This window comes from Corynebacterium aurimucosum (assembly GCF_030408555.1).
GTDB classification, from domain to species: domain Bacteria; phylum Actinomycetota; class Actinomycetes; order Mycobacteriales; family Mycobacteriaceae; genus Corynebacterium; species Corynebacterium aurimucosum.
The window spans coordinates 1,898,752-1,922,975 of record NZ_CP047048.1; the positions used below are offsets into that span (position 1 = coordinate 1,898,752).

Here is a 24,224-nt window from a genome sequence, read left to right on the forward strand (position 1 = left end):
TATACTTGGGGGCAGTTTAGGTCACACAAACTATCGCCACGAAGGAGATTCACCATATGGATTTCATCTCTCGTCACCTCGGCCCCGATGCAGCCGAGCGTGAGACGATGCTCAAGGCAGTGGGCTATGACAGCGTGGACGCGCTTGTCGATGCCGCCCTGCCGACCTCCATCCGCGCCACCGAGGCGCTCAACCTCCCGGAGGCTTTGAGCGAAGATGATGCACAGGCGAAGCTGCGCGAGTACGCCTCCCAGAACGTCGTGCTGAAGTCCTTCTATGGCCAGGGTTACTCCGATACCCTCACCCCGGCGGTCATTCGTCGCGGGCTGCTGGAGGATGCCGGCTGGTACACCGCCTACACGCCCTACCAGCCGGAAATTTCGCAGGGCCGCCTCGAGGCACTGCTGAACTTCCAGACCATGATTGAGTCCCTGACCGGCCTTCCCATCGCCAACGCCTCGCTTCTCGACGAAGCCTCCGCCACCGCCGAGGCCATCGGCCTGATGGCCCGCGCGGTGAAGAAGGGCCGTCGCGTGCTGTTGGATTCGCGCTTGCACCCGCAGGTTCTCGCCGTGGCCGCCGAGCGTGCCCGAGCCATCGAGCTGGAGGTCGAGATTGCTGATGTCCGCGATGGCATCGTCGGCGAAGACCTCGTTGGCGCAGTTCTGGCCTACACCGGAACCGAAGGCGATATCGTCGACCCGCGCGTTGCCATCGAGGAGCTGCACACCCGCGGCGCCCTGGCTGCCGTCGTGGCTGACCCGCTGTCGCTGCTCCTTCTGGAAGCACCTGGTTCGATGGGCGCAGACATCGTCCTCGGCTCCTCGCAGCGCTTCGGCGTCCCGCTCTTCTTTGGTGGTCCGCACGCGGCCTTCATGTCCGTCACGGATAAGCTCAAGCGCCAGCTTCCGGGCCGCATCGTGGGCGTGTCCAAGGACGCCGCCGGCCGCCCCGCTTACCGTCTGGCCCTGCAGACCCGCGAGCAGCATATCCGTCGCGAGCGCGCGACCTCCAATATCTGTACCGCGCAGGCCCTCTTGGCCAATGTGGCCTCCATGTATGCCGTCTACCACGGCCCGCAGGGGCTGCAGGAGATTGCGCAGCGTGTGCACGACCGCGCTTCTGCTTTCGCTGCAGCAGTCACCGACGCGGGCAAGGAAATTATCTCCCGTGACTTCTTCGACACCGTGACTGTCACAGGCGTGGCTGCCGCCGCCATCAAGGCTCAGCTGCAGGAGCAGGGCTACCTGGTGCGCGCCATCGGCACGGACAAGGTCTCGGTCTCCTTCGGCGAGTCCGCCACCAACGAGGATGTCAACACCCTGGCCGCTGCCTTCGGCGCCGCAGACTCCGCTGATTCCGAGCCAGCCGCGTCTGGCTCCTTCGAGATTCCGTCCTCCGTCCAGCGCTCCGAGGAGCCGCTGCAGCACGAGATCTTCAACTCCATCCACTCCGAGACCCAGATGCTGCGCTACCTGCGCACCCTGGCGGATAAGGACTTAGCACTCGACCGCACGATGATCCCGCTGGGCTCGTGCACGATGAAGCTCAACCCCACCTCCGCCATGGAACCCATCTCTTGGCCGGAGTTCGCGGGCATTCACCCCTATGCCCCGGAGGAAACCACCGCTGGCTGGCGCGCGCTGATCGACGAGCTCGAGTCCTGGCTCGCCGAAATCACCGGCTACGCGCAGGTTTCCATCCAGCCAAATGCTGGTTCCCAAGGCGAGCTGGCAGGCCTGTTGGCCATCCGCCGCTACCACGTGGCCAACGGCGACCACGGCCGCGATGTCATCCTCATCCCTGCCTCGGCACACGGCACCAACGCCGCGTCGGCGACGTTGGCCAACCTGCGCGTTGTAGTGGTCAAGACCGCTGACGATGGCTCCATTGATGTTGCTGATCTCGATGCCAAGCTCGAGCAGCACGGTGAGCACGTCGCCGGCATCATGATTACCTACCCCTCCACCCACGGCGTCTTCGACCCGGAAGTGCGCGAGGTCTGCGACAAGGTCCACGCGGCAGGCGGCCAGGTCTACATCGACGGCGCGAACATGAACGCGCTGGCCGGTTGGGCCCGTCCGGGTGCTTTCGGTGGCGATGTCTCCCACCTCAACCTGCACAAGACTTTCACCATCCCGCACGGCGGAGGTGGCCCGGGCGTGGGCCCGGTGGGCGTCGCCAAGCACTTGGTACCTTTCCTGCCGACGGATGCCAACGATCCCCAGCTGGACCCCACACAGCCGGCCGCAGAAGGCACCGGCGTGCCGTCCACCGCATCGCGCTACGGCTCGGCCGGCGTGCTGCCGATTTCATGGTCTTATCTGGCCATGGTGGGCTCGCAAGGACTCACGGAGGCCACGAGCCATGCCATCCTCGGCGCGAACTACCTAGCGCAGAGCCTGAAGGATTCCTTCCCCGTTCTCTACACGGGTAATGCCGGCCTGGTGGCGCATGAATGCATCTTTGACCTGCGCGAGCTGACCGACGCCTCCGGCGTCACCGCCGCCGATGTGGCCAAGCGCCTTGTGGACTACGGCTTCCACGCGCCGACCCTGTCCTTCCCGGTCGCCGGCACCCTCATGGTGGAGCCCACCGAGTCCGAGGACCTGGGTGAGCTGGACCGCTTCATCGAGGCTATGCGCTCCATCCGCGCCGAAATCCAGGAGATTATCGACGGCCAGGTGGCCTACGAGGACTCCGTCATCCACCATGCACCGTTCAACGCCGAGTCCGTCGCCGCCGACGAGTGGAACTTTGCCTTTAGCCGCCAGCAGGCCGCCTACCCGGTGACCTCCCTGCGCGCTAATAAGTATTTCCCGCCGGTACGCCGCATCGACGAGGCCTACGGTGACCGCAACCTGGTGTGCACCTGCCCGCCGCCAGAGGCCTTTGACTACTCCGACGAGAACCAGGAGGTTTAATCAATGACTGACTACCTGCACTCCCCGCTGCACGCTGAGCACGAGAAACTCGGCGCTACCTTCACGCCCTTTGGGCCGTGGGAAATGCCGCTGAAGTATGACAACGAGCTTGAGGAGCACCGCGCGGTGCGTAATGCCGCGGGCCTCTTCGACCTGTCCCACATGGGTGAAATCTGGGTCAACGGCCCAGACGCCGCCGAGTTCCTCTCCTACTGCTTCATTTCCAACCTGGTGCCTCTCAAGGAGGGCAAGGCGAAGTACTCCATGATCTGTGCTGAGGATGGCGGCATCATGGATGACCTCATCACCTACCGCCTGGAAGAAACCAAGTTCCTGGTCGTGCCCAATGCCGGCAACGCCGACACCGTGTGGGAGGCCCTCAACGAGCGCGCTGAGGGCTTCGACGTGGACCTGAAGAACGAGTCCCGCGATGTGGCCATGATTGCTGTCCAAGGCCCGAAGGCGCTGGAGATCCTCGTCCCGCTGGTGGAGGACACCAAGCAGCAGGCCGTGATGGACCTGCCCTATTACGCTGCGATGACCGGCAAGGTGGCCCGCAAGTACGCGTTTATCTGCCGCACCGGCTACACCGGCGAGGACGGATTCGAGCTCATCGTCTACAACTCCGATGCCCCGGAGCTGTGGGAAGAGCTGCTCAAGGCCGGCGAGGAATACGGTATTAAGCCCTGCGGCTTGGCAGCGCGCGACTCCCTGCGCTTGGAGGCGGGCATGCCGCTCTACGGCAATGAGCTCACCCGCGATATCACCCCGGTAGAAGCCGGGATGTCCCGCGCCTTTGCCAAGAAGGAGCAGGACTTCGTGGGCTCTGAGGTGCTGCGCCAGCGCGCTGAGGAAGGCCCGCAGGCCGTTATCACCGGATTGGTCTCTTCCCAGCGCCGCGCGGCCCGTGCGGGCTCCGAGGTCTACGTGGGTGAGAACAAGGTAGGCACGGTGACCTCCGGCCAGCCCTCCCCCACCCTGGGGCACCCTGTGGCACTCGCGCTCATCGATACCGCAGCTGGCCTCGAGCCGGGTGCGGCCGTCGAGGTGGATATCCGCGGCAAGCGCTACCCCTTCGAGGTTTCCGCGCTGCCCTTCTACAAGCGCGATAAGTAAACTCCACTACTGAAGTCAACTACCGAAAGGACACCTCTTCTCATGGCTAACCTTCCTTCCGATTTCTCCTACTCCGAGGACCACGAGTGGATCAACGCCACCGCTGACTCCGTCGTTGGTTCCACCGTCCGCATCGGCATCACCTCCGTGGCCACTGACCGCCTGGGTGAAGTCGTCTTCGCCGAGCTGCCGGCCGTGGGCGATACCGTCGAGCACGGCGAGACCTGCGGCGAGGTGGAGTCCACCAAGTCCGTGTCTGACCTCTACTCGCCTGTCACCGGCACCGTGACCGCCGTCAACGAGGCCGTGCACGATGACTACGCAATCATCAACAACGATCCCTTCGGTGAGGGCTGGCTCTTCGAGGTCGAGGTCTCTGAGGTCGGCGAGCTGATGACCGCCGACGAATACGCCTCCGCCAACGGCGTTGACTAAAACAACGCTTGAGCAGCGCACACTCAGCCCCTTTCGGGCTGATTTATCGCGGGGTTTAGGATTGGGTTCATGACTGCTCCCCGCGAACCTTTCTTTCCCGCCGACCGCTCCATCCGCGCTTCTGACGAGCCACTGGAGATCCGCCGCTTGGGCCGCATGGGTTACCAAGAAGCATGGGATCTGCAGGCCGAGCTCGCCGCGGCGCGGGCGGCGGGCACGCAGGGGGATGTCATCCTCGTAGTGGAGCACCCCAACGTCTACACCGCCGGCAAGCGCACCCAGCCGGAAGAAATGCCCGATAATGGCCTGCCGGTCATTGACGTTGACCGCGGCGGGCGCATCACCTGGCACGGTGAGGGCCAGCTGGTGGTCTACCCCATTATCAAGCTGGCGGAGCCGGTCGACGTCGTTGACTACGTCCGCCGCCTCGAGGAAGCCATCATCCAGGCCGTCCGTGAACTCGGCGTGAGCACCGCCGGGCGCATCGATGGCCGCTCTGGCGTGTGGGTCCCCTCCACCACCCGCGCCGCCGATCCGGCCGCTCCGAAGCGCGACCGCAAACTAGGCGCCCTGGGCATCCGCATTACCCGCGGCGTGACCATGCACGGCCTCGCCCTCAATTGCACCAATACCCTGGAATACTACGAGCACATCGTCGCCTGCGGCATCGACGATGCCGACGTGTCAACCCTCTCGCTAGAGCTTGGCCGCGAGGTCACCATTCAGGAAGCGGAAGCGCCGCTTCTCGACGCCCTCCTCAAAGCCCTTTCCGGCGAACTTACCGTGGCCGACCACACCTTTGCTTCGGCGCCTGATCCCATCAAGGTGGCCAACGAGAAGGCGCGCCAAGCCCGCAAAGCAGCTGAAGGAAAATAGAAGATACCCTCGGTGGAATAAACCCGGCTCTCGCAGGACTTGTATTAGGAAGAGCTAACTCTAACGCGTAAAGTGAGGTTCCGTGACTGTTAAGCCTGAAGGACGCAAGATGCTCCGCATTGAGAAGAAAAATGCGGAGTCGCCCATCGAACAGAAGCCACGCTGGATCCGCAACCAGGTTCGCACCGGCCCTGGTTATGAGGACATGAAATCTCGCGTGTCTGGTGCTTCTCTGCACACTGTGTGCCAGGAGGCTGGCTGCCCCAATATTCATGAGTGCTGGGAATCGCGCGAGGCTACCTTCCTCATCGGCGGCGACAAGTGCACTCGCCGCTGTGATTTCTGCGATATCGCTACCGGTAAGCCAGCGGAACTGGACCGCGACGAGCCGCGCCGCGTCGCCGAGAACATCCAGGAGATGGATCTCAACTACACCACCATCACCGGCGTGACCCGCGATGATCTGCCCGACGAGGGTGCCTGGCTCTACGCCGAGGTGGTGCGCAAGATTCATGAGCTCAACCCACACACCGGCGTGGAGAACCTCACCCCGGATTTCTCCGGTAAGCCGGATTTGCTCCAAGAGGTTTTTGAAGCCCGCCCTGAGGTCTTCGCCCACAACCTGGAGACGGTACCGCGCATCTTCAAGCGCATTCGCCCGGCCTTCCGCTATGAGCGTTCACTCGACGTCATCCGCCAGGCCCACGACTTCGGTTTGATCACCAAGTCCAACCTCATCCTGGGCATGGGCGAAACCGCCGAGGAGATTGAGGAAGCACTGCGCGACCTGCGCTCGGCAGGCTGCGACATCATCACGATCACCCAGTACCTGCGCCCCGGCCCGCGCTTCCACCCGATCGAGCGCTGGGTGCGCCCGGAGGAATTCGTGGAGCACTCCAAGCTGGCCAAGGAGCTCGGCTTCGGCGGCGTCATGTCCGGCCCGCTGGTCCGCTCCTCCTACCGCGCTGGCCGCCTCTACGTGCAGGCCATGGAAGCCCGCGGGCTTGAGCTTCCGGAGAACCTGAAGCACTTGGCTGAGACTTCCCAGGGTGCTACCGCCCAGGAGGCCTCCACGCTTCTGGAGAAGTACGGCCCCTCCGAGGAAACTCCGGTGACCACGCGCATGGTTAAGACCCCGACTGGTGCAGCGAACCCGAACTCTGCGGCGTCCACTATTCGCTAGTTCGATTCTCTTTTTGACCCTCTGACCTCTAAAGTAGGAGCCATGGCTAACGACGACAAGGCATCGCTGAAGGAAGCGAAGAAGCAGGAGCGCGCAGCAAAGCGCGCCCAGCGCAAGCAGAACTGGTCACAGATGTGGCAAGCGTTCAACATGCAGCGCAAGCAGGACAAGGCTCTCATCCCCATCATGCTGGCTGCGTTCTTGGGCATGGGCTTGCTCTTCTTCCTTATCGGCATGCTCTTCAACGGCCAGTGGTTCATGCTCATCATTGGCTTGGGTCTTGGCGCGATGCTCGCCATGTTCCTGTTCACCCGCCGCCTTGAGCGCGACATGTACAAGAAGGTGGAAGACCAACCTGGTGTCGCCGGTTGGGCTTTGGAGCAGCAGCTACGCAACACCGTTGGTGTGGTGTGGAAGGTTAAGCCGGGCGTGGCTGCGACCCGCCAGCAGGATCTGGTTCACCGCGTGATTGGTAACTCGGGCGTCATTTTCGTCGTCGAGGGTGACCGCAAGCGCGTCGCCCCTACTCTCAACCGTTTGAAGAAGCGCGTCGACCGCCTGGCTGGCGGCGTGCCGGTGTACGAGGTCTTCGTGGGCAATGGCGAGGATGAGGTTCCGGTGTCCAAGCTGCGCACCCACATCATGAAGCTGCCGCGCAACTACAACAAGAACGAAACCTACGAGAACATTCGCCGCATCGAGGCCATGGATGATCTTCCGGGCACCACCCCGGGTCTGCCCAAGGGCCCGATGCCCCGACAGGCTCAGAACATGGCGGGCATGAACCGCCGCATGCGCCGCATGCAGGAGCGCAAGGGCGGCAAATAAGCTACCTTGTTCCACACAAGAAGGGGTCCCTCCCGAGATTCTCGGAAGGGACCCCTTCTTTACCTTGCGGTTCTTCGTTGCTTTAGGACCGTCCTAGCCTTCGTGACCAGGTTTCGTCAGATGGTTCTACTCAGATGGTTTACTTGACCCCAAGTAAACCATCTAGCGTTATGAAGAAGGTTTGCTTGCCCCCAAACAAACCTTTTCAGGGGAACCATTTGTGGGGCATCTGTGGTGGATACGACCGGCTAGCGCTGACCAAGCTTTAGGCCATGATGACGGCGGTGCCGGTGGCGCGGTCGTGGAGGCCACGGCCGTCGGCATCAACCATCGCTGCGGGGAAAAGCACAGCGGTCAACAGCGTACGGACCGCCGCCCGCCACAAACCGACAGAAGTGCCCGGCACGTCGAGACGCGCCACGCCCATGCCGAGAATGGCCATTCCCGGAGTGCGGGCGAAGAGCCAACCGCACACGATGCCCATGACCACCCACACGGCGTAGCCCAAGAAAGCTGGACCGCCGAGCGAATCCGTAACGAGTTCGAGAAGGTTGGCGATGATCATCGCCAAAATCCAGTCAATGAGGACGCCAAAAGTGCGCCGCATTACAGAAGCCAGAGCGCCTGAGCCCTCCTTAGGCAAGCCCAATGTTTGCCCAGGCCACTGCCCGTGCTCAAAGCCGTCGTTGTTATCTGCCATGCTCACCAATCTAGCTGTCGGCTCCGCGAAGCAGAAAATTTACCTCTAGGTGCCCCAGACACCCCGGTAACGAAGCCAATACCTGTAAACTAGTCGGGAGTACTACACGTCAACCAACAGGAGACCACCGTGTCCTTTGAGACAATCCAGGACGTCATCGCATTCATCAAGGAAGAGGACGTCAAGTTCGTTGACATCCGGTTTACGGACGTCCCCGGCACTGAGCACCACTTCTCTATTCCGGCCGAGGAATTTACTGAAGATGCAGCCGCCGAAGGCCTCGCTTTTGATGGTTCTTCCATCCGCGGATTCACCACCATCGATGAGTCCGATATGACGCTGTTGCCGGATCCGAAGACCGCCTTTGTGGATCCTTTCCGTACCGCGAAGACACTGAACATCAAGTTCTTCGTCCACGACCCGTTCACCCTGGAGCCTTTCAGCCGCGACCCGCGCAACATCGCCCGCAAGGCTGAGGAGTACCTCGCCTCCACCGGTATCGCAGATACCTGTAACTTCGGCGCCGAGGCTGAGTTCTATATCTTCGACTCTGTTCGCTACGGCACCGACGTACACAACGGCTTCTACGAGGTTGATACCGATGAGGGCTGGTGGAACCGCGGTTCTGAGACCAACTTCGATGGCACCCCGAACACCGGTTTCAAGACTCGCGTGAAGGGCGGCTACTTCCCTACGGCACCCGTCGACAAGCACGGCGAAGTCCGCGACGCCATGGTGGAGCAGCTACAGAAGGCAGGCTTTGTTATCGAGCGCTTCCACCACGAGGTGGGAAGCGGCCAGAACGAGATTAACTACCGCTTCAACTCCCTGCTGCACGCGGCTGATGATATTCAGACCTTCAAGTACATCATCAAGAACACCGCGGAGCAGTTCGGGAAGTCCGTAACCTTCATGCCGAAGCCGCTGGCCGGCGATAATGGTTCCGGTATGCACGCCCACATGTCCCTGTGGCAGGACGGCAAGCCGCTCTTCCACGATGAGGCCGGCTACGCCGGTCTGTCCGACATGGCTCGCTACTACATCGGCGGCATCCTGGCCCACGCACCGGCTGTGCTGGCGTTCACGAACCCGACGTTGAACTCCTACCACCGCCTGGTTCCGGGATTCGAGGCTCCGATCAACCTGGTGTACTCGCAGCGCAACCGCTCGGCTGCTATCCGTATTCCGATTACCGGTTCCAACCCGAAGGCCAAGCGCATCGAGTTCCGTGCGCCGGATCCGTCGGGCAACCCCTACTTTGGCTTCGCTGCCATGATGATGGCGGGCCTCGATGGCATCAAGAACCGCATTGAGCCGCACGCTCCGGTGGATAAGGACCTCTACGAGCTGCCGCCGGCAGAGGCCGCCTCCATCCCGCAGGCACCGACCTCCCTGGAGGCCTCCATCGCAGCACTTGAGGAAGACAACGAGTTCCTCACCGAGGGCGATGTCTTCTCCGAGGATCTCATCGAGACCTACATCAACTACAAACGTGAGAACGAGATCGCACCGGTCCGCCTGCGCCCGACCCCGCAGGAATTTGAGATGTACTACGACTGCTAAAGGATATGTGGGTATCTGACCCCTTCTTTTAGCACCCTCCGACAAGACACAACCCACGGTTTCCTTCACGGATTCCGTGGGTTGTGTCATGTTGAGCCCGGCACGCGAGAGCCCAATGGCGCAGCTTCTGAAACTAACTACAGGGGCTACCGGCCACGCAGGCGAGTGTTCCGCCGGCTAATAGAGGCGCCCTAATTCAGCAAAGATACCCGAATTAAAGTTGAAAGCCCGCTCGGCCTCCGAGAGCATGACTTCACGCTGTTCAACGGTAAGCTCCAGGCTATCCACGCGCTCGCGGTATCCCGCACGATAAGGTGGGATTTTTCCAATCGACGTGAAGTCATAGAAGTTCAGTGCCTCAGGAGGTACTCCGTAATGGGCTCCCAGGCGCGCTGCAATCACCTGCCCACCGGAAATATCACCGAGATAGCGCACGTAGTGATGGGCTACCACTTCTACTGGCTTGCCCACTATTTCTTCTAAGCGCGCGCTATAGGTCCTCGTCGCTGGAAGAATGCGAATCTCCTCACGCCAGTTTTCGCCGACTAGCACTTTCAGATCTGCTTCCAGTGCTTGACGACGTTCCAACCGCGGATCCGCTACCGCACCGGCAATGGGAGTAGTCGCCACGCTGCGAACGGCGTTCTCGAGAGCTCCATATACAAACCACAGTTGGCCGGCCAAATCAGCCACGGCTGACTTATTGAGCTCCCCTGACAACAGGCGCTGCATGAATGCCGAATTCTCCGCATGCTCATGCGCACGCGCAGTCGCCTCACGCAACGCAACGGACAAAGGTTTATTGAGAGTGGTAGTCACTGTTCTTCTCCACGGTGTTATTTAGAAAAACTACAAATCAGTTGAGGTTAGAAAAACTCAAAATCGAAAATTAAGGGGATTAGGCTGACGTGGGTGTGGGGCACCAATTCTCATCGGCACCCCACACCCGTTACGTCGTTCTTGAACTGTCAGCAGTGTGTCTTAGGGTTTATCGCTGAAAGAAAACACGCGCACTGTTAAAAGCACCGGACTTAACAAATGCTTGCCACAGAATTGCGATCATGCTGCCAACAGTCGCAATGCCTAGGAAATAGTTCCAGAAGTTGGTGACCTTCGAGCTAGAAGAGGAGTTCTCACCCGAGCTAAGGTTCTTATCTTCCGAAGGCGTCTGGGGCTTCGGCTTCTCCCCGTCGGACGGATCCTTGCCATTGTCCTTCTTCTGGCCACAGCCCGGGGCGACCTTGAGGGTTACCTGCGCACTATCCACCTCCGGGTTGTAGTCGGAACCGTACATGCCCATGAACAGGTAGTCGACGCCCTCAACATCACCAGAATCGTTCGTTCCGGGCTGCCGCTCGTACATAACGTCGGAAGCAGAAAGCGTAAGGGTATCCCCGTCCTTACTCCACTGTGCCTTACCGTTCCCGAACGCCCCTTCACCTGTGCGCTTGTTGGCCTCAACGCGGTCCTCCGGGGTGTACTGCGTCATGTGTTTGCCTTCAACAAAGTAGGCCTCGTAGCCGGAGCCGAGCTGGGCCTTATCACCTTCGGTCTGCACGAATGGGTTGGTCATCTTGGAGTACAGCGCTCCGTGGTGGCCAGTGAACGTAATCGAAGAGTCTTTAGCCTTGATCTTCGATGCAGTGACATTGCCGGCCTCGTCCACCGAGACTGTGGACGCTTCCGGATCGACTTCGAAACCGAAGGTGAAATCACCACCCGTAGGGTCGCCGTTCTCCTTCACCGTTCCGGTCGTCTCCCAGTCACCGTTAGCGATTCGTCCCTTGATGTAGGAGCGCCAAGAGTGCTTGACGCCCCAGTTGAAAGTACCGGATTCGATGGTGCAGGATTCTGCTTCTGCCGCGGTTGCCTGCGGCACAGTAATCGCCGTCGCTGCGATAGCGGTCACCAGGATTTTTTTAAACATGGAAGTCCTCCAGTTGATGCGAGAAAAGTGAATTGATTGTGGGCGTGGCACGCTGTGGTTGTACCTGCAGTTCGTTGACGGAGATCGGCCAGCCGTACACCTCTGACAAGATGGGACCGGTGAAAACCTCCGCCACGCGCCCTTGAGCTGCGATCCCCCCGCATGAGACGCACACGATGTGATCGCAATATGCAGCTGCCGCGTTCAGGTCATGAAGCACCACGAGTGCGGTTACTCCTGCCTCGCGGGCTAGGGCTTTCACAGACCCCAGTAGCTGTTCTTGGTGACGGATATCGAGGGCCGCTGTCGGTTCATCCAGCAGGACTATTGGAGTGTTTTGTGCAAGAACACGGGCAAAGGCCACCCGCGCACGTTCACCACCGGAAAGCGTGCTGATATCGCGTCCGGCGAGATGCGCGGCTCCAGCTGTTTCAAGGGCGGCTTCGATAAACTGCTCGTCAAGTTCGGCGTGGGGCGTTCCGCGCCAAGGGCGGCGGCCCATCGCGACAACATCGCGTACCAGAAATTCAAAGGACACCGAGACATCCTGAAGCATCACCGCACGTTTGCGTGCGAGCTCACGGGGCGAGGTCTTCGGCGACAAACCGCCGACACTGATTTCACCGGAGAAGTCGATATCACCCGCGATCGCGCCAAGGACAGTTGACTTCCCCGCACCATTCGGGCCAATTAGTCCGGTAACCTCGCCTGGTCGGGCATTAAAGGTCACGCTGTCAACGAGGGTAGCCCCGTCGACTTGGACGGTGAGGTTGTCCACGTTCAGCATCAGTGCACCCCCTTTCGCATCATGCGGCGCAACAGGATGAAGAAGGTCGGTCCGCCAACTAAGGCGGTAAAAATACCGATTGGGAGGTCCGCAAAGGGAATCAAGGTTCGTGCGGCCACATCCGCAAAGCCGATTAGCACCGCGCCGCCCAGGGCGGATGCAGGAATGAGGATATGATTTTGCGGTCCTACGATGCTGCGCAACAAGTGGGGAACGATGAGCCCAACAAAGCCGATGAGGCCGGCGAAGGACACAGCTGCTGCGGTAAGCACTGCGGACGCCACAATTGCCACAATGCGCAACACAGACACATCTACGCCAGTGTGCACAGCAGCGCGTTCACCCAGCGCAAGAATGTCAAGTTGCCTGCCCAAACGCAGGGCTACTGCTATACCGATAAGAACGATGGGAAGAACAACCCATACGTGCTTCCACTGCGAGCCGTTGAAGGAACCCATCTGCCAAAAGATGATGGCTTCCCGGTTGGCAGTCGGTGTTAGGTACACCATGAAGGAGATGATTGCATTGCACACTGCATTAATGGCGATGCCCGTGAGGATCAGGTGAACCACCGTGACGCGACCGTTATGGCGTGCAAGTTGGTAGATGATGAAGGTAACTAAAAGTGCGCTCAAGAAAGCCAGCGCTGGCACAGTGAAAGTTCCCACGAAGGTGAGGTTGAAGACGATCGCTACAGACGCCCCAACACCTGCACCGGAGGTCACTCCGATGATGGATGGCTCCGCCAGAGGATTGGCAAAGATGGCCTGCATCAACGTGCCGGCAACGCCTAGAGCGGCGCCTACGAAGAGCCCCAAGACCAAGCGCGGCAGGCGAATATTCCATACCACGCTGGCTGTGAGGGACTCTTGCCCCGGCCCCAAAGCCAGAATCGGGAACAGATCAGAAAGTGCAACGTAATACTGTCCGAGGGCGATCGAGATGAGTCCCGCTAGAACAGCAAGCACCACTAAGGATACGAATACCGATATCCGCTGAGTGCGGCGTCGTGTGAAGACGTCGCTATGCATTGTCTGGGTCATATACAGCCTTTGCGAGTTTGACCAACGTCTGACCGGTCATAGGGCCGAAGGCCAAGGATTGACCGTCGGGGATGGTGACGATGCGCTGCTTTTGGCCAGCGATGGTCTGAGCCACACCAGGGCGTTCCAGCAGACCGTCAATTCCCCCTGTGGATTTCAATCCATCGGTCATCATGATGATGACCTCCGGGTTGATGCGGGCCAGCGCTTCTGCATTAGCAGGTTCGGCATAAGAAAGGTGGTTCTCCGCAGCGAGGTCGACTCCTCCAATTCCTTCGATGAGGTCCTGGGCACCGGTCCCCTCCCCCATGATGAAGAACACGCCGCCGTTTCCACGGGCGTAGAGGAAGGCCATACGCATTGGCTCCTCGGGGGAGATGGCCTTAATGGCTTCCTTCGCCTCATCTATTTCCTTGATGGAGCGCTCTGATAACTTGCGGGCCTCGTCCGGAAGCCCGACGGTTTCACCCAGCGTGATGATGTCTTCGTCAACCGAGTCGATGGTCCGCTGCGGTTCCATAACCACAGTGGTCACGCCTGCTTCACGGATCTGATCGATCGCATCACGGGGCCCAATGGAGTGGTCCACGATAACGAGCGTCGGGTTAAGTTCCAGGACTGCCTCAACATTGATATTGTGGCCGCCTTCAGTCACAACAGGACGGTCCGCCAGATTCGGTTCAGTGGAAGAGACGGTGCGGCCAACGATATTGTCCGCGAGCCCCAATCCACTCAGCGTTTTGGTGTAGGTCCCATAAATATCCAGCGCCAGAATCCGCGAGACGTCCGTGACGGAGACGTCATAACCATCAGCGTCAGTAAGTTCCACGGGAAGGGCGGGCTGGGCATTTGTGCTTACGGGCTCGATATCGACGAAGTCACTGACCTCAGTAACGCCTTCGAACGAGCGAGGGTCGGAGAGGTCCTGCGGTTCTGGTAGCTGGTCTGTATAGCTTCCCTGTACGCCACAGGCGGTCAGTCCCACAATGCACAGAAGCGGGATAAGGAAACGTAGGAGTAGTTTCACGGCCATCTTTCTAGGAGTTGTTCATAATGAGGCGGCTGGTGGAGCCTCCGGCGATAATGAGCCCGGCGATGAGCAGGAGGAGGTAGGTAACTGGGTCATCTGTGGTGCCGTTCGCGGAGCTCGCGGACTTGATCTGGAATTTCTTTGAGCCATCTTCATAGCCCTGCGAGGAGTCACTGGCTAGTGCGTTTTCCACAGCGTCGGAGTTGACGCCACCGTTGCTCTTCGCCCCAGAGCCGGCACTATCTCCCGCGCTGGACGAGCCTCCGCTGCTAGTGCTGCCGTTAGCGTCGTTGCAATCAGCGTTTCCGCCCAGGCTGGCGTTGAAACTTAGCGGATCGAGCTGGGTTCCAGGCTCATAGAATTCGGCGAATGCCTTGGAGCCAACGTCAGTCAGGGATACTGTTGCTTCACCCGATACGGCATCTGTTCCCACATCCAGAGACGTGAAATTCAAGTCGGCGATGGCGGTGCGTCCGAAGTCCTTCTTCTCGCCTTCCATGTTGGAGGAGCGCACGTCGCCGATTAGTTTTCCGGTTTTACCGTTGAAGGAGATTTCTAGGTTCGCAATATTGAGGTCGAGCTTGCCGTGGTGGCCGGTGAACTGGATGCTTCCGCCGTAGCGCACGGAACCCGCGCCGTCCTTAACTGCGCCTGAGTTGCCGGAAAACTGGAATCTACTATTGCTGTATCCGACTCCCGAGAGTTCCCATTTTCCTTGCGCAATGGAGCCGGTGATATAGGACTGGAATGACTTCTTCACTCCCCACTGCGCCGTAGCTTGGGTCACACCGGTGGCTTGGCAGGTTTCGTTGGCTGCACCGGATGCTCCAGACGAAGAGTCCGCCGAGCCCGTCGCACCCGTAGCGCCGGAGCTCGACGCGCCAGCTGTTGATGCTCCACTACTGTTTCCGCTGCCAGCTGCCACTGTTTCTGGAAGGTCGTTGCCGCTGAGGCCCGAAGTAGTGGTGCTACCAGTGGCGGAGGTTCCAGATGATGCGCTAGCCGACGCTCCGGAAGCCGCCGAGTTGGTGTCGCCCCGCTTCTTGAATGAGTCCAACTCATCCAAGAAAGCCTGAGTATTGCCCATAAACGTGGTGATACCGTTCATGGTGTCATTGGTTTCGGACAAAATAGCCATGGCTTCCTTGTTGAAGCCCGTAAAGGTGCCGGTAATAGAGTTCAGCTTCCGTTTCGAGCCAGATCCATTGCCGCCTGAGCCGCCAGAACCAGAGCAGGATCCATCCAACGCAATGGTGCCTGAGGAAGGATCGAGTTTTTCACCCTGCTCATAGAAGCCCGTGAAAAGCTTGACTCCCCCGGCACTAAGGGACGTGGTTCCTGCCAGGTTCACTGCCGAGCCGTTGTCTTTGACAGGCTCCTGCAGATTAATGGTGGCGATGACCTCATCGTCGCCTTGAATCTGGGCCCCGCGGGTGTAGTTGCTTCGGTTCAGTTCATAAGAAACGTAATCAACCGTCACTTTTGCTTGGTCACCGGAAGCAATGACCTTGAAGTCCGACATTGTCATGTCGAGAACCCCGTCATGTCCTGTGAAGTTCAGCGTGCCTTGGAACGGGATGGTGACTGTACCGCCAGAGGACGTGGGCGCGCTTGCTTGGAACACAAAAGCACCGTTGCCTTTTTCATCACCGCTAAAGCCGATACCGCTGGCTCCCCAGCCGCCGCGGGCGATATTGCCTTTGATGTAGCTTCGGAAGGATTGCTTGATCCCCCAGTTCCACGTACAGGAAGTCTCTGCGTGAGCTACCGGGGCGCTGTTCAAAAATGGAACGGCACCGAGAGCAAGGGGAGCTGCGAGCACCACACCGCATGCTGAGCGCCAGAGATTGCGAATCATGTTGAGAACCTTGTTTCATCCAATACTAATTATCGGCTAGGCTTGCCTTACTTAGGTAATCCTGCCCTAAATTGACAGGCCTGTCAACATATCACTAGACCGGAGGAAACAGCATGCACAGCCACCCCCACACCGATATCTTCAGGGGCATCTACCCCGACGTAGATCCGACCCAAAAGTTCCCCCCTACTCTGTCGGAACGCGTGGCTTTAGCATTCGCCGTCGGTGTTTTCATGTTCGGCGGAGTGAAGGGAGACCTACTCATCGCTGGCGTAGGGCTGGTGTTTGTTGTGGGCTGCGTTTGGACGCTTTCCCGAAAGACTCCCCGGCGCATCCGTAGCGAAGCGCGTAGCCGGTTCCCCCAAGAACCATGGGTGGAAAACCCTAGCCCCCTTATCCCCGCTTTATGGCTCGTGCTCGGTGCACTCGCTGTAACCGCATGGTGGTTTACCCCAGATGAGTTTCTCACATGGAGCGCTTCCGCAGTGGCTATCCTGGCAGCCGCTGTAACGTGGTACATGCCGGCTATACAGGCCCGACGCGCGGATGTGCCTGAAGGACCTGACTCAAACCTATAACAAACCCAAGCTTCCGTAACCCCGCGAGCCCGATCCTCAAAGCTAGCAGGCATATACGGGCAGGTTGCCCACCCCACAAGAGACCGATTCCGCAAAGTTCAGCACAGCAATAGGACAGTAGTTGGTGGATGCAGCTACCATGCCAGCTGTGACTGAGAAATTCCGCCAACTGCCACCGCCCGGCCCCGCGTGGGGCGGCAGCCTCATGGGCACCTCCATCGTCTCCCGGCTGCTCGTTGAGGAAGGCATGCTGACAGGTTCCGCTGTTTTCGCAGCACTGTCCTGCGTCATCCTCCTCGTGCTGACAGTAGGTTTCGCGGTCTACCGCCAGCCCAGCTTTGCCCGGACCTCCATGGCGGAATGGTCCATGTACTTCATCGGCATCCTGGCGCTCGGCGCAGCACTGTCGGGTTTGACGGATATCGGAACATTCCGTCTAGTGGGCTTTTGGATAGGCGGCCCCGTCACCGTCATCACCTGGGCTATTCAGCTCACCCGCTTCGACGGCCAGCCGCGGTTTACCTGGGGCCTGCCGCTGGTCGGCCCCATGATTTCCTCCTCCGTAGCCGGCTTCCTCGCCTTGGACTATGGCCATGCATACCACGTCATGGGCACGGTTCTTTTTGTCATGTCGCTTTCTACGGCGGTCCCTATCTTCATCCGCGTGTACTGGGCCGCCTGGCAGGGCAAGGTCAATCTCACCGGCGCCAACTCCGCGACGGCCTGGGTTCCGCTGGGCGTGGTGGGCCAATCCACTACCGCGATGCAGATCCTCTATCCCGGTAGCTTCTCTGTCTATTACGGGCTTACCGCAATGGTGATCGCCATTCCCCTCGCGCTCTATGCCATGGTCACCTTCTACCCCAACGTGGCTCGCTGGGTGGATTACTCGCCTGCGTGGTGGGCGTGCACCTTTCCGCCGGGAACGGTCAGCATGGGCGGGCACCAGATAGCGCTGGTAAATGGCTCTGAGCTCCTAGACCTCATCGCGCTCAGCATCCCGGTACTCCTCATCGCGCACTGGTCTGCCTGCTCCTGCCGCTTCATTAGCTGGATCATCAAAGGCCGGCGCGCACAGCGAAGCGGGGCCAGCCCAGTCTCGGACTAGCCCCGCCACGCGAAAATTTGGATGCTTAGGAAGCCTTAGTTCTCGGCCTTCTCAAACTGAATGACCTGGCCCTGGCTGCCCAGCGCAAAGGTGTTGCCCTCTACGGGGATGACCACTGGCTTGGCGGAGAGGATGGCGTTGAGCGCATCGGCATCGGCCATCTCATCCGGGCCGCAGGCACGCATCGTAGAATTCAGGTTCTCCACCACGATGGCATCGGTCTGATCCAGCGTGTAGCTACCACCACCGGAATTGCAGCCATCGTTGAAGTTCAGCGTGCCATCCTCATTGAAGGTCACGGAGATGTCCGGGTTCTTCTTTGCGGTGAAAGTACCGTTGAGAACCTTCTGGGCCTCGTCAGCTGGCAGCTTATCCTGCAGACCGTCGACGTCCTCGTACTTCTCAATCAAGCCAGAGCCTTCCGGTGCTTCCGAATCCTTGGAGGAGGAGAAGGAGTCACCGAACAGACGCGAGCTCAGCTCCTGGATCTGGCTGGTCTTCACGGAGTCGGCGGAGGACATCTCTTGCGCACCGGCGGTACCGGCACCCAGGACGCCGCCGGCGAGGGCGACGAACGCGGTTGCAGTGGTTACTTTCTTCAGTATGCGTGAAATCATGGCCCCGAAGCTATCGAGCATCACCGGCAGCATCAACCCATATCATGCGTTTCTGATGATATTTTACGGCAACTCCAACACTCTAAACCCACAGGCAAGCTCCTCAGAAAACGGCACTGCGCTGGAGTTTAAGTGCGCTTAACGTAGCCCATCCGCGGGCGGAAGCCCTGCGGGTGCTTCATCTGCGCCACTGCATCCCCGATAATCATGCGGTGGCGGGCGCTGACGGACGTCGGCATCTGCGCCACGGAGAACCACTGCGCGGCAAGGTTTTCTTCGTCGGAGATGACCGGCTCCGCATCATCCGGCACGGAAACGCGAATGGCGGTATCCATGAACATGCAATTGTCCCCATTGGGGTAAGTCACTGGGCCCACCTGCCCCACCCCAAGAAGCGCTTCGATGCGCCCGTCAAGACCAATCTCTTCTTTAACTTCACGCAGTGCGGTCGCCGTAATCTCCTCACCCGGCTCACAGATACCGGAGATAGGACCCCACGCACCAGTATCGGCACGCTGAGCAAGCAGGACCGATGGCAGCTCCCAGATCGCGGAGCCGGTAGGCACGGCCCGCACAATAACCGCGGTCACGCCGGGCAAAAAGAGCTGCTCGTGGCCGATTTTCTCACGCAGGGACACAATATAATCAGGAGTGGGCATGGGCTTTATCTTAGCGTCTTAGAGCTGCGCCAGAATCTCCGGCAGGAGCGCCTCAATGTCAGAGGCGGGAGTAAAAGACATCTCTGCCTCCGAGCCGTGAGCACAACCCTCGCTACCCGCGGCCGCTTCCGTCGTACCGGACAGAACTCCCACAATCACGCCTTCATAGGGGCTGCCCGGCGCGCCAAAGACCGGTGCGCCGGAATCACCGTGTGTGGAGCAGACGTGGGCGCGCGCAGAGATAGTATCCACAGTGCGCTCACCAAACTGGAGTTTCCCGTGTCCCTCTCCGTGTGTGAGCGGGCCGCAGGTCTCACCGGTGATGCGCCCCAGCTTGCACACCTCATCGGGAAGTTCCTCCTGCTCGGCCGCGACCACGCTGGTGGGCATGTCCTGCGGAACATAAAACTCCGCCTGCCGCGTTATCTCCACTAAGGCAAAATCAAGCTGGTGCGTGTCCGGTGCGCTGAGGTCGGAGTAGATGATGCTGCCAACGGGCTCGGCCGGGTAAATGAACTCCCCGTCCGCGGCACCCGCCCACACCGTATCCCCGGGCTCACCGCAATGGGAGGCGGTAACGGCGATGGTGCGGCCGTCGTCAAGCACAAAGCTCCATGCCACCGTACAGAGGTTGAAGTCGAAGGCTTCGCCGGGAACGGGCTGCATGCTAGAGATATCCAATGCTGCCCCCGGCGGCACCGGAGACGCACCCGGAGTGTGTGTTTGCGGCGGGGGCGGCTCAATAGTGGCGTTCTCGAACGGATGTGAGGCGGCCTCGGGAACGGGCTCAACGCCCGTGTGCACCGTGCACCCAGCCGCCGCCAGAGCTGCTGTGCTGAGTGCCCCAAGCAGGAGAAACCTAGGCATCCTCTTCTGGTGCAGCCTCACCCGCGTTCGCCTTATTCTCCTTATTTTCCTTCTCCATCTCCGCGACCTGCTTCATGTCACGGATGAACTTTTCTGGGTCAAATTCGGTAAAGTACTCTGGGCCCGAGAACTGTTCCTGTGCCATTGGCTTAAACCTCCGTGCTCTTAATGTACTGCGTAATGTAATCCTTCACCGCCGCGGCATCGTTTGGCAGGTCGGTGACGTGACGCTCGGCTTCAAGGATTTCGGCGAAACGCTCCGGCACCTCCGGCTCGCTGCCAATGGCTTCCTTGATGGTCTCCGCAAACTTCACCGGCAGGGCGGTCTCCAGGCAGATGATTGGGGTGTCGACCCCATACTCTTCCTGTACCCCGCGGGCGACCTTGATGCCGTCAGCCGTGTGCGGGTCCACCAGCACGTCGTAGCGCTCGTGGACATCCTTAATGGTGGCGAGGCGGTCCGCGTGGGTGGAGGAACCGGACAGGAAACCGTACTCCGCGTGGGCGGCGTCGAGCGCCTGCTTGTCGACGTTAAACCCGCCTTCCTTCACCTTCGTCCCGAAAAGCTCCTTAATCTGTGCGGCATCGCGGCCCAGCAGATCAAAAGCGAAGCGCTCGAAGTTCGAGGCGCGGGAAATATCCATCGACGGCGAGGAGGTTTTGTACGTCTGCTCCGAGGAGCGCGGGCGGTAGCTGCCGGTGCGGAAGAACTCATCGAGCACGTCGTTCTCATTGGTCGCGACGATGAGACGATCAATGGGCAGGCCCATCTGGCGGGCGATGTGGCCGGCGCAGATATCACCGAAGTTACCGGTCGGAACGCTGAAGGAGACTTTCTCCGTGTTTTCCGTAGTGACCTTGAGGTAGCAATTGATGTAGTAGACCACCTGCGCCATGAGGCGAGCCCAGTTAATGGAGTTGACCGCGCCGATGCGGTTCTCTGCCTTGAAATTAGCGTCGGCCGAAACAGCCTTGACCACGTCCTGGCAATCATCAAAGACGCCGTCGAGGGCGATATTGCAGATATTCGGATCATCCAGGCCGAACATCTGGGCCTGCTGGAAGGGCGTCATGCGCCCGGCCGGGGTCAGCATGAAGACACGGATGCCCTTGCGCCCGCGCATGGCGTACTCCGCCGAGGAACCGGTATCGCCAGAGGTAGCGCCCAGAATATTGAGGGTTTCGCCGCGACGGGCCAGCTCGTATTCGAAGAGCTCGCCCAACATCTGCATGGCCATGTCCTTGAAGGCGGCCGTCGGCCCCTCAGAGAGGTGGCCAATGTAAAGGCCCTCCCCCAGTTCGCTGACGGGGACGATCTCCTCGTGGTCAAACTTGGGGTAAGTGTAGGCGCGCTGGGCAATTCCTTCGAGGTCTTCGGCGGGAATATCATCCACAAAAAGCTTGAGCACTTCGGCGGCCAAGGCCGCGTAGCCACCCTCCGCCAAGGTCTGGCGCCAGTTAGTCAGAGTGGCGTCATCGATGCGGGGGTAAGTTTCCGGCAGGTAGAGGCCGCCATCGGGGGCCAGACCGCCGAGGAGGATATCCGTAAAGGAGGCGGGCTGGCGGTCGGTATCGCGGGTCGAAATGTACTTCACCCCCTGCATCTTAGTTGGTGCCGCGTAAAGTATCAGCCATGTCGGTCCCTCATCCTCGCAATGTAATTACCACTAAGGCTCTCTCCGTGTGGGTAGCTGCGGTGTTGGTCTACATCGTGGCAATTACCGGCCGCACATCTTTTGGCGTAGCGGGGCTTGAAGCCATCGATCGCTTCGACGTCGATGCCTCCCGCATTGCTGTTTTCACCTCTGTGCAGCTGGGTATTTATTCACTGGCACAGATCCCTACGGGCATGCTCATTGATAGGTTCGGACCCCGCCGCTTGCTGGTCATTGGCTCCGTCATCATGGGCATAGGCCAGGTGGTCCTCGGTTTCACCAGTAATTATTGGGTAGCCATCGCCGCCCGGCTGCTCATTGGCGCGGGCGATGCCACCGCCTTCCTCTCCGTGATGCGCATCCTGCCCTATTGGTTCCCGCTGCACCGGACCCCCATGTTCACCCAGGTCACCTCGTCGCTGGGGCAGCTCGGTCAGTTCATGTCTGCCTTGCCTTTTGCCATTCTGCTGGGCTGGGGCGGGTGGACCATGGCCTTCGTTACCTTGGGTGCGGTGGGCATTCTCATCGCCGTTGCGGCCGCGGTGGCGGTTGCGGATTCCCCAGAATCACTCGGCATCGTGCCCAAGCCAAAGGAAAAACCGAACGCGAAGCCGGAGAGCACTGCCGCACTGTTATCTACCGTTTTCCTCTCCCCCGTAGCCTGGCAGGCATTCTTCATTCACTGGATTGGTCTGGGGGCCACCAACGTGTTTGTCATGCTGTGGGGAGTGCCCCTGATGACCGCGGGCATGGATTTTTCTAAGACTAGCGCCGGCTGGGTCCTGACGTGGTTTAGCGTGTGCATGGTGCTGGTTGGTCCCTTGCACGGCCGGTTATCCTCCCGAGCTCGGGGTTTCCGTCCCTGGCTGGCCTTGGGGTTTGTGGCTATCCACTGCGCGGTGTGGGTCCTGTTCTTCCTCTTTGGCGGCAGCTACCTCTCACTGTTCATCCTCATCAGCGTGGTGTCCCTGTGCACACCGGTGGCAAATTATGGATTCGACATTGTCCGTGAAAACCTGGATCGCCGCGTCGTCGCGACGGCGACGGGTCTGGGAAACATGGGCGGCTTCATTGCCACGGTCATCGGCGCCCAGCTCGTCGGCATGGTTCTCGATCACTTGGGCAATGGGCCGGACTATCCCTTCTATGACTTCCGGCTTGCTGCCTGGGCTGTCTTTGGCGTGTGGTGCATTGGCATCGTGGGTGTTCTCATCACCCACATCCTGCGCAGCCGGGGCGGGGAGGAAGGGCCGCACGCCAGAATCGTGCAAGTGGGTTAGTAAAGGGCTGAATTACTGAAAGGCCAAGGCGCTCAACGGCGCCTCAAGGGGCAGCCCATTGGCCACTTCAAAGACCCCGATCCCGCCGCCGATGGGGACGAGAACGGCGATGCTCACCCCCACTGCGGTCCTGAGCAGCTCGCGTAATTTTCGTCGTTTCTCCACCTCAACGCACCAACCTTTATCGTTTCGTTATCTGTGCGTGTGAGCTTAAGAGCTACGGCTGCAAGGCAAATCCTCATTGACTGCGCATCACCTGCCAGTCCCTGTGGGCTCCATGGCAGCGCACTCAACGAGAGTGGCGGGCAGACTTATTCTGCGGGGGTCGACTCTACGTAGATCGGACCTTCCACCGGGGCGACAACACCGGCATCGAAGGCGGCGAGGACACCTTTCGCATCATCTTTCGTGATGGCGCCTGCCTCGACGGCCTTCTCCAAATCAGCCTCAAGCATCTGACGGGAGCGGTACCTATCCGACGCCACCGACAGAAGTCCGCGTGGCACTGACTCCGATGGAATCCCCAGTGCTTCCGCCAGCGAGACAATGCGATCCTTTTCAGCCGGGTCAAGCTCGGCGCCTACCGACGGATCTTGTGGGACGCCGCCGTCGACCACCTGCTCCACCGTCAATGCCCCCTCCGGCACTTGGTACCGCTCCGTAGCCCACCAGCCCGCGCCGACGGCGGTGATGACTGCCACCACCACGAGGACCCATACGGCGATAATCTGCTTGGACTTCACGACCACAATTTTAGACTTCTCTCACATTCGCGGCTTAATCCGCGCGGGGGCCAAAGGTACCAAAAGAATTTCCATGCGGCGGGTGCGGCGAATCGAGGCGCTCGGACAGCGCATCGATGATGGAGCGGATGGTGGACTCCGCCACGGAGCGATCCAGGCTGTTGCGGCGCGTGCCCTCAGGCTTCGGCTCAGTCGAGACAACGCGCGGCTTGTCGACGTCCAACCGCATCACCGTCCCCTCCACGCTCAGCGCAGCGGCGGGGTCGCACCCAGCCGCGCGGGCAGCGGAGAGGAAGGCGTCGAGATCAGCAAGAGTGGCATCGTTGAGGTCGAGGGACAGGTTCAGGCTCATGGTGTGCTCCTTTGTGCGGCGCGGGGATAATGACTGTTCACTGCCACCTAAGGCTATCGGCTGATCACCTGATAGAACAGGGGCTTGCTCCAAAG

The 24,224-nt window shown here is 60.0% G+C and carries 23 protein-coding genes; 9 read left to right on the forward strand and 14 right to left on the reverse strand.

Going from position 1 to position 24,224, the window contains the following annotated elements:
- Positions 1-56: 56 nt before the first annotated feature.
- The 6 genes from gcvP (at position 57) to CAURIM_RS08945 (ending at position 7,362) form a co-directional block, all read left to right on the forward strand.
- The gene (gene gcvP, locus CAURIM_RS08920; protein WP_201827735.1) at positions 57-2,924 is read left to right on the forward strand and encodes an aminomethyl-transferring glycine dehydrogenase; all 2,868 of its coding nucleotides are present in this window, start codon (positions 57-59) and stop codon (positions 2,922-2,924) included.
- 3 nt (positions 2,925-2,927) lie between these two features.
- On the forward strand, positions 2,928-4,040 hold the full coding sequence (gene gcvT, locus CAURIM_RS08925; RefSeq protein WP_070526600.1) for a glycine cleavage system aminomethyltransferase GcvT: 1,113 nt from the start codon (positions 2,928-2,930) through the stop codon (positions 4,038-4,040).
- A gap of 42 nt (positions 4,041-4,082) precedes the next feature.
- Positions 4,083-4,475 (forward strand): glycine cleavage system protein GcvH, encoded by a 393-nt coding sequence (gene gcvH / locus CAURIM_RS08930; RefSeq protein WP_070744658.1) that lies wholly within the window; start codon positions 4,083-4,085, stop codon positions 4,473-4,475.
- Positions 4,476-4,544: 69 nt separating this feature from the next.
- Positions 4,545-5,351: a lipoyl(octanoyl) transferase LipB gene (gene lipB, locus CAURIM_RS08935; protein ID WP_201827733.1), complete on the forward strand. Its 807-nt coding sequence runs from the start codon at positions 4,545-4,547 to the stop codon at positions 5,349-5,351.
- A gap of 109 nt (positions 5,352-5,460) precedes the next feature.
- Positions 5,461-6,534, forward strand: coding sequence for a lipoyl synthase (lipA, locus tag CAURIM_RS08940; protein ID WP_070526590.1), 1,074 nt, complete (start codon positions 5,461-5,463; stop codon positions 6,532-6,534).
- A gap of 42 nt (positions 6,535-6,576) precedes the next feature.
- Positions 6,577-7,362, forward strand: coding sequence for a DUF4191 domain-containing protein (locus tag CAURIM_RS08945; protein WP_070526587.1), 786 nt, complete (start codon positions 6,577-6,579; stop codon positions 7,360-7,362).
- A 265-nt stretch (positions 7,363-7,627) separates the two neighbouring features.
- Here the strand turns inward: CAURIM_RS08945 and CAURIM_RS08950 are convergent, their stop codons facing one another.
- Positions 7,628-8,062, reverse strand: a complete 435-nt coding sequence (locus CAURIM_RS08950; protein ID WP_070526584.1) for an RDD family protein — start codon at positions 8,060-8,062, stop codon at positions 7,628-7,630.
- A gap of 129 nt (positions 8,063-8,191) precedes the next feature.
- Between CAURIM_RS08950 and glnA the strand changes: the two genes are divergently transcribed.
- Complete coding sequence (gene glnA, locus CAURIM_RS08955) at positions 8,192-9,625, forward strand: type I glutamate--ammonia ligase (RefSeq protein WP_070526582.1); 1,434 nt, start codon at positions 8,192-8,194, stop codon at positions 9,623-9,625.
- A gap of 177 nt (positions 9,626-9,802) precedes the next feature.
- Here the strand turns inward: glnA and CAURIM_RS08960 are convergent, their stop codons facing one another.
- From CAURIM_RS08960 to CAURIM_RS08985, 6 genes are all read right to left on the reverse strand, one after another.
- The gene (locus tag CAURIM_RS08960) at positions 9,803-10,444 is read right to left on the reverse strand and encodes a biliverdin-producing heme oxygenase (RefSeq protein WP_070744662.1); all 642 of its coding nucleotides are present in this window, start codon (positions 10,442-10,444) and stop codon (positions 9,803-9,805) included.
- 169 nt (positions 10,445-10,613) lie between these two features.
- Positions 10,614-11,552, reverse strand: coding sequence for an HtaA domain-containing protein (locus CAURIM_RS08965; RefSeq protein WP_201827730.1), 939 nt, complete (start codon positions 11,550-11,552; stop codon positions 10,614-10,616).
- Positions 11,545-12,339, reverse strand: a complete 795-nt coding sequence (locus CAURIM_RS08970; protein ID WP_201827727.1) for an ABC transporter ATP-binding protein — start codon at positions 12,337-12,339, stop codon at positions 11,545-11,547. The genes CAURIM_RS08965 and CAURIM_RS08970 overlap by 8 nt, the downstream gene beginning before the upstream one ends.
- The gene (locus tag CAURIM_RS08975) at positions 12,339-13,382 is read right to left on the reverse strand and encodes a FecCD family ABC transporter permease (RefSeq protein WP_070526571.1); all 1,044 of its coding nucleotides are present in this window, start codon (positions 13,380-13,382) and stop codon (positions 12,339-12,341) included. The genes CAURIM_RS08970 and CAURIM_RS08975 overlap by 1 nt, the downstream gene beginning before the upstream one ends.
- Complete coding sequence (locus CAURIM_RS08980) at positions 13,363-14,409, reverse strand: heme/hemin ABC transporter substrate-binding protein (RefSeq protein WP_070711523.1); 1,047 nt, start codon at positions 14,407-14,409, stop codon at positions 13,363-13,365. Before CAURIM_RS08980 ends, CAURIM_RS08975 begins: the two co-directional genes overlap by 20 nt.
- Before the next feature lie 10 nt (positions 14,410-14,419).
- Positions 14,420-16,270: an HtaA domain-containing protein gene (locus CAURIM_RS08985; protein ID WP_201827725.1), complete on the reverse strand. Its 1,851-nt coding sequence runs from the start codon at positions 16,268-16,270 to the stop codon at positions 14,420-14,422.
- Positions 16,271-16,987: 717 nt separating this feature from the next.
- On the opposite strand from CAURIM_RS08985, the gene CAURIM_RS08990 reads away from it, so the two are divergent.
- Complete coding sequence (locus tag CAURIM_RS08990; RefSeq protein WP_201827724.1) at positions 16,988-17,956, forward strand: TDT family transporter; 969 nt, start codon at positions 16,988-16,990, stop codon at positions 17,954-17,956.
- Positions 17,957-17,991: 35 nt separating this feature from the next.
- On the opposite strand, the gene CAURIM_RS08995 is transcribed toward CAURIM_RS08990, so the two are convergent.
- The 5 genes from CAURIM_RS08995 to thrC form a co-directional block, all read right to left on the reverse strand.
- Positions 17,992-18,573, reverse strand: coding sequence for an META domain-containing protein (locus CAURIM_RS08995; RefSeq protein WP_236659248.1), 582 nt, complete (start codon positions 18,571-18,573; stop codon positions 17,992-17,994).
- Between the two features lie 128 nt (positions 18,574-18,701).
- Complete coding sequence (locus CAURIM_RS09000) at positions 18,702-19,232, reverse strand: NUDIX hydrolase (protein WP_070643931.1); 531 nt, start codon at positions 19,230-19,232, stop codon at positions 18,702-18,704.
- An 18-nt stretch (positions 19,233-19,250) separates the two neighbouring features.
- Complete coding sequence (locus CAURIM_RS09005; RefSeq protein ID WP_236659247.1) at positions 19,251-20,099, reverse strand: S1 family peptidase; 849 nt, start codon at positions 20,097-20,099, stop codon at positions 19,251-19,253.
- A complete protein-coding gene (locus CAURIM_RS09010; protein WP_168160911.1) occupies positions 20,092-20,244 on the reverse strand; it encodes a hypothetical protein in 153 nt (50 codons plus the stop codon). The genes CAURIM_RS09005 and CAURIM_RS09010 overlap by 8 nt, the downstream gene beginning before the upstream one ends.
- A gap of 4 nt (positions 20,245-20,248) precedes the next feature.
- Positions 20,249-21,694, reverse strand: a complete 1,446-nt coding sequence (gene thrC / locus CAURIM_RS09015; RefSeq protein WP_201827722.1) for a threonine synthase — start codon at positions 21,692-21,694, stop codon at positions 20,249-20,251.
- A 38-nt stretch (positions 21,695-21,732) separates the two neighbouring features.
- On the opposite strand from thrC, the gene CAURIM_RS09020 reads away from it, so the two are divergent.
- Entirely contained in the window at positions 21,733-23,034 is a 1,302-nt protein-coding gene (locus tag CAURIM_RS09020; RefSeq protein WP_070447437.1) for an MFS transporter, read from the forward strand.
- A 311-nt stretch (positions 23,035-23,345) separates the two neighbouring features.
- Here the strand turns inward: CAURIM_RS09020 and CAURIM_RS09025 are convergent, their stop codons facing one another.
- Together CAURIM_RS09025 and CAURIM_RS09030 are read right to left on the reverse strand one after the other, a co-directional pair.
- The gene (locus CAURIM_RS09025) at positions 23,346-23,777 is read right to left on the reverse strand and encodes a hypothetical protein (RefSeq protein ID WP_236659246.1); all 432 of its coding nucleotides are present in this window, start codon (positions 23,775-23,777) and stop codon (positions 23,346-23,348) included.
- A gap of 34 nt (positions 23,778-23,811) precedes the next feature.
- On the reverse strand, positions 23,812-24,129 hold the full coding sequence (locus CAURIM_RS09030; RefSeq protein ID WP_070447443.1) for a hypothetical protein: 318 nt from the start codon (positions 24,127-24,129) through the stop codon (positions 23,812-23,814).
- Positions 24,130-24,224: the final 95 nt, after the last annotated feature.

Excerpts from the sequence above, each read along its gene's own strand:
- CAURIM_RS08985 (WP_201827725.1), bottom strand. The coding sequence starts at position 16,270 with ATGATTCGCAATCTCTGGCGCTCAGCATGCGGTGTGGTGCTCGCAGCT.
- CAURIM_RS09020 (WP_070447437.1), top strand. The coding sequence starts at position 21,733 with ATGTCGGTCCCTCATCCTCGCAATGTAATTACCACTAAGGCTCTCTCC.
- CAURIM_RS08970 (WP_201827727.1), bottom strand. The coding sequence starts at position 12,339 with ATGCTGAACGTGGACAACCTCACCGTCCAAGTCGACGGGGCTACCCTC.
- CAURIM_RS09000 (WP_070643931.1), bottom strand. The coding sequence starts at position 19,232 with ATGCCCACTCCTGATTATATTGTGTCCCTGCGTGAGAAAATCGGCCAC.
- CAURIM_RS09010 (WP_168160911.1), bottom strand. The coding sequence starts at position 20,244 with ATGGCACAGGAACAGTTCTCGGGCCCAGAGTACTTTACCGAATTTGAC.
- CAURIM_RS09005 (WP_236659247.1), bottom strand. The coding sequence starts at position 20,099 with ATGCCTAGGTTTCTCCTGCTTGGGGCACTCAGCACAGCAGCTCTGGCG.
- CAURIM_RS08965 (WP_201827730.1), bottom strand. The coding sequence starts at position 11,552 with ATGTTTAAAAAAATCCTGGTGACCGCTATCGCAGCGACGGCGATTACT.
- lipA (WP_070526590.1), top strand. The coding sequence starts at position 5,461 with ATGCTCCGCATTGAGAAGAAAAATGCGGAGTCGCCCATCGAACAGAAG.
- lipB (WP_201827733.1), top strand. The coding sequence starts at position 4,545 with ATGACTGCTCCCCGCGAACCTTTCTTTCCCGCCGACCGCTCCATCCGC.
- gcvH (WP_070744658.1), top strand. The coding sequence starts at position 4,083 with ATGGCTAACCTTCCTTCCGATTTCTCCTACTCCGAGGACCACGAGTGG.
- CAURIM_RS08950 (WP_070526584.1), bottom strand. The coding sequence starts at position 8,062 with ATGGCAGATAACAACGACGGCTTTGAGCACGGGCAGTGGCCTGGGCAA.
- gcvT (WP_070526600.1), top strand. The coding sequence starts at position 2,928 with ATGACTGACTACCTGCACTCCCCGCTGCACGCTGAGCACGAGAAACTC.
- CAURIM_RS08990 (WP_201827724.1), top strand. The coding sequence starts at position 16,988 with ATGCCAGCTGTGACTGAGAAATTCCGCCAACTGCCACCGCCCGGCCCC.
- gcvP (WP_201827735.1), top strand. The coding sequence starts at position 57 with ATGGATTTCATCTCTCGTCACCTCGGCCCCGATGCAGCCGAGCGTGAG.
- CAURIM_RS08945 (WP_070526587.1), top strand. The coding sequence starts at position 6,577 with ATGGCTAACGACGACAAGGCATCGCTGAAGGAAGCGAAGAAGCAGGAG.
- CAURIM_RS08975 (WP_070526571.1), bottom strand. The coding sequence starts at position 13,382 with ATGACCCAGACAATGCATAGCGACGTCTTCACACGACGCCGCACTCAG.
- CAURIM_RS09030 (WP_070447443.1), bottom strand. The coding sequence starts at position 24,129 with ATGAGCCTGAACCTGTCCCTCGACCTCAACGATGCCACTCTTGCTGAT.
- CAURIM_RS08995 (WP_236659248.1), bottom strand. The coding sequence starts at position 18,573 with ATGATTTCACGCATACTGAAGAAAGTAACCACTGCAACCGCGTTCGTC.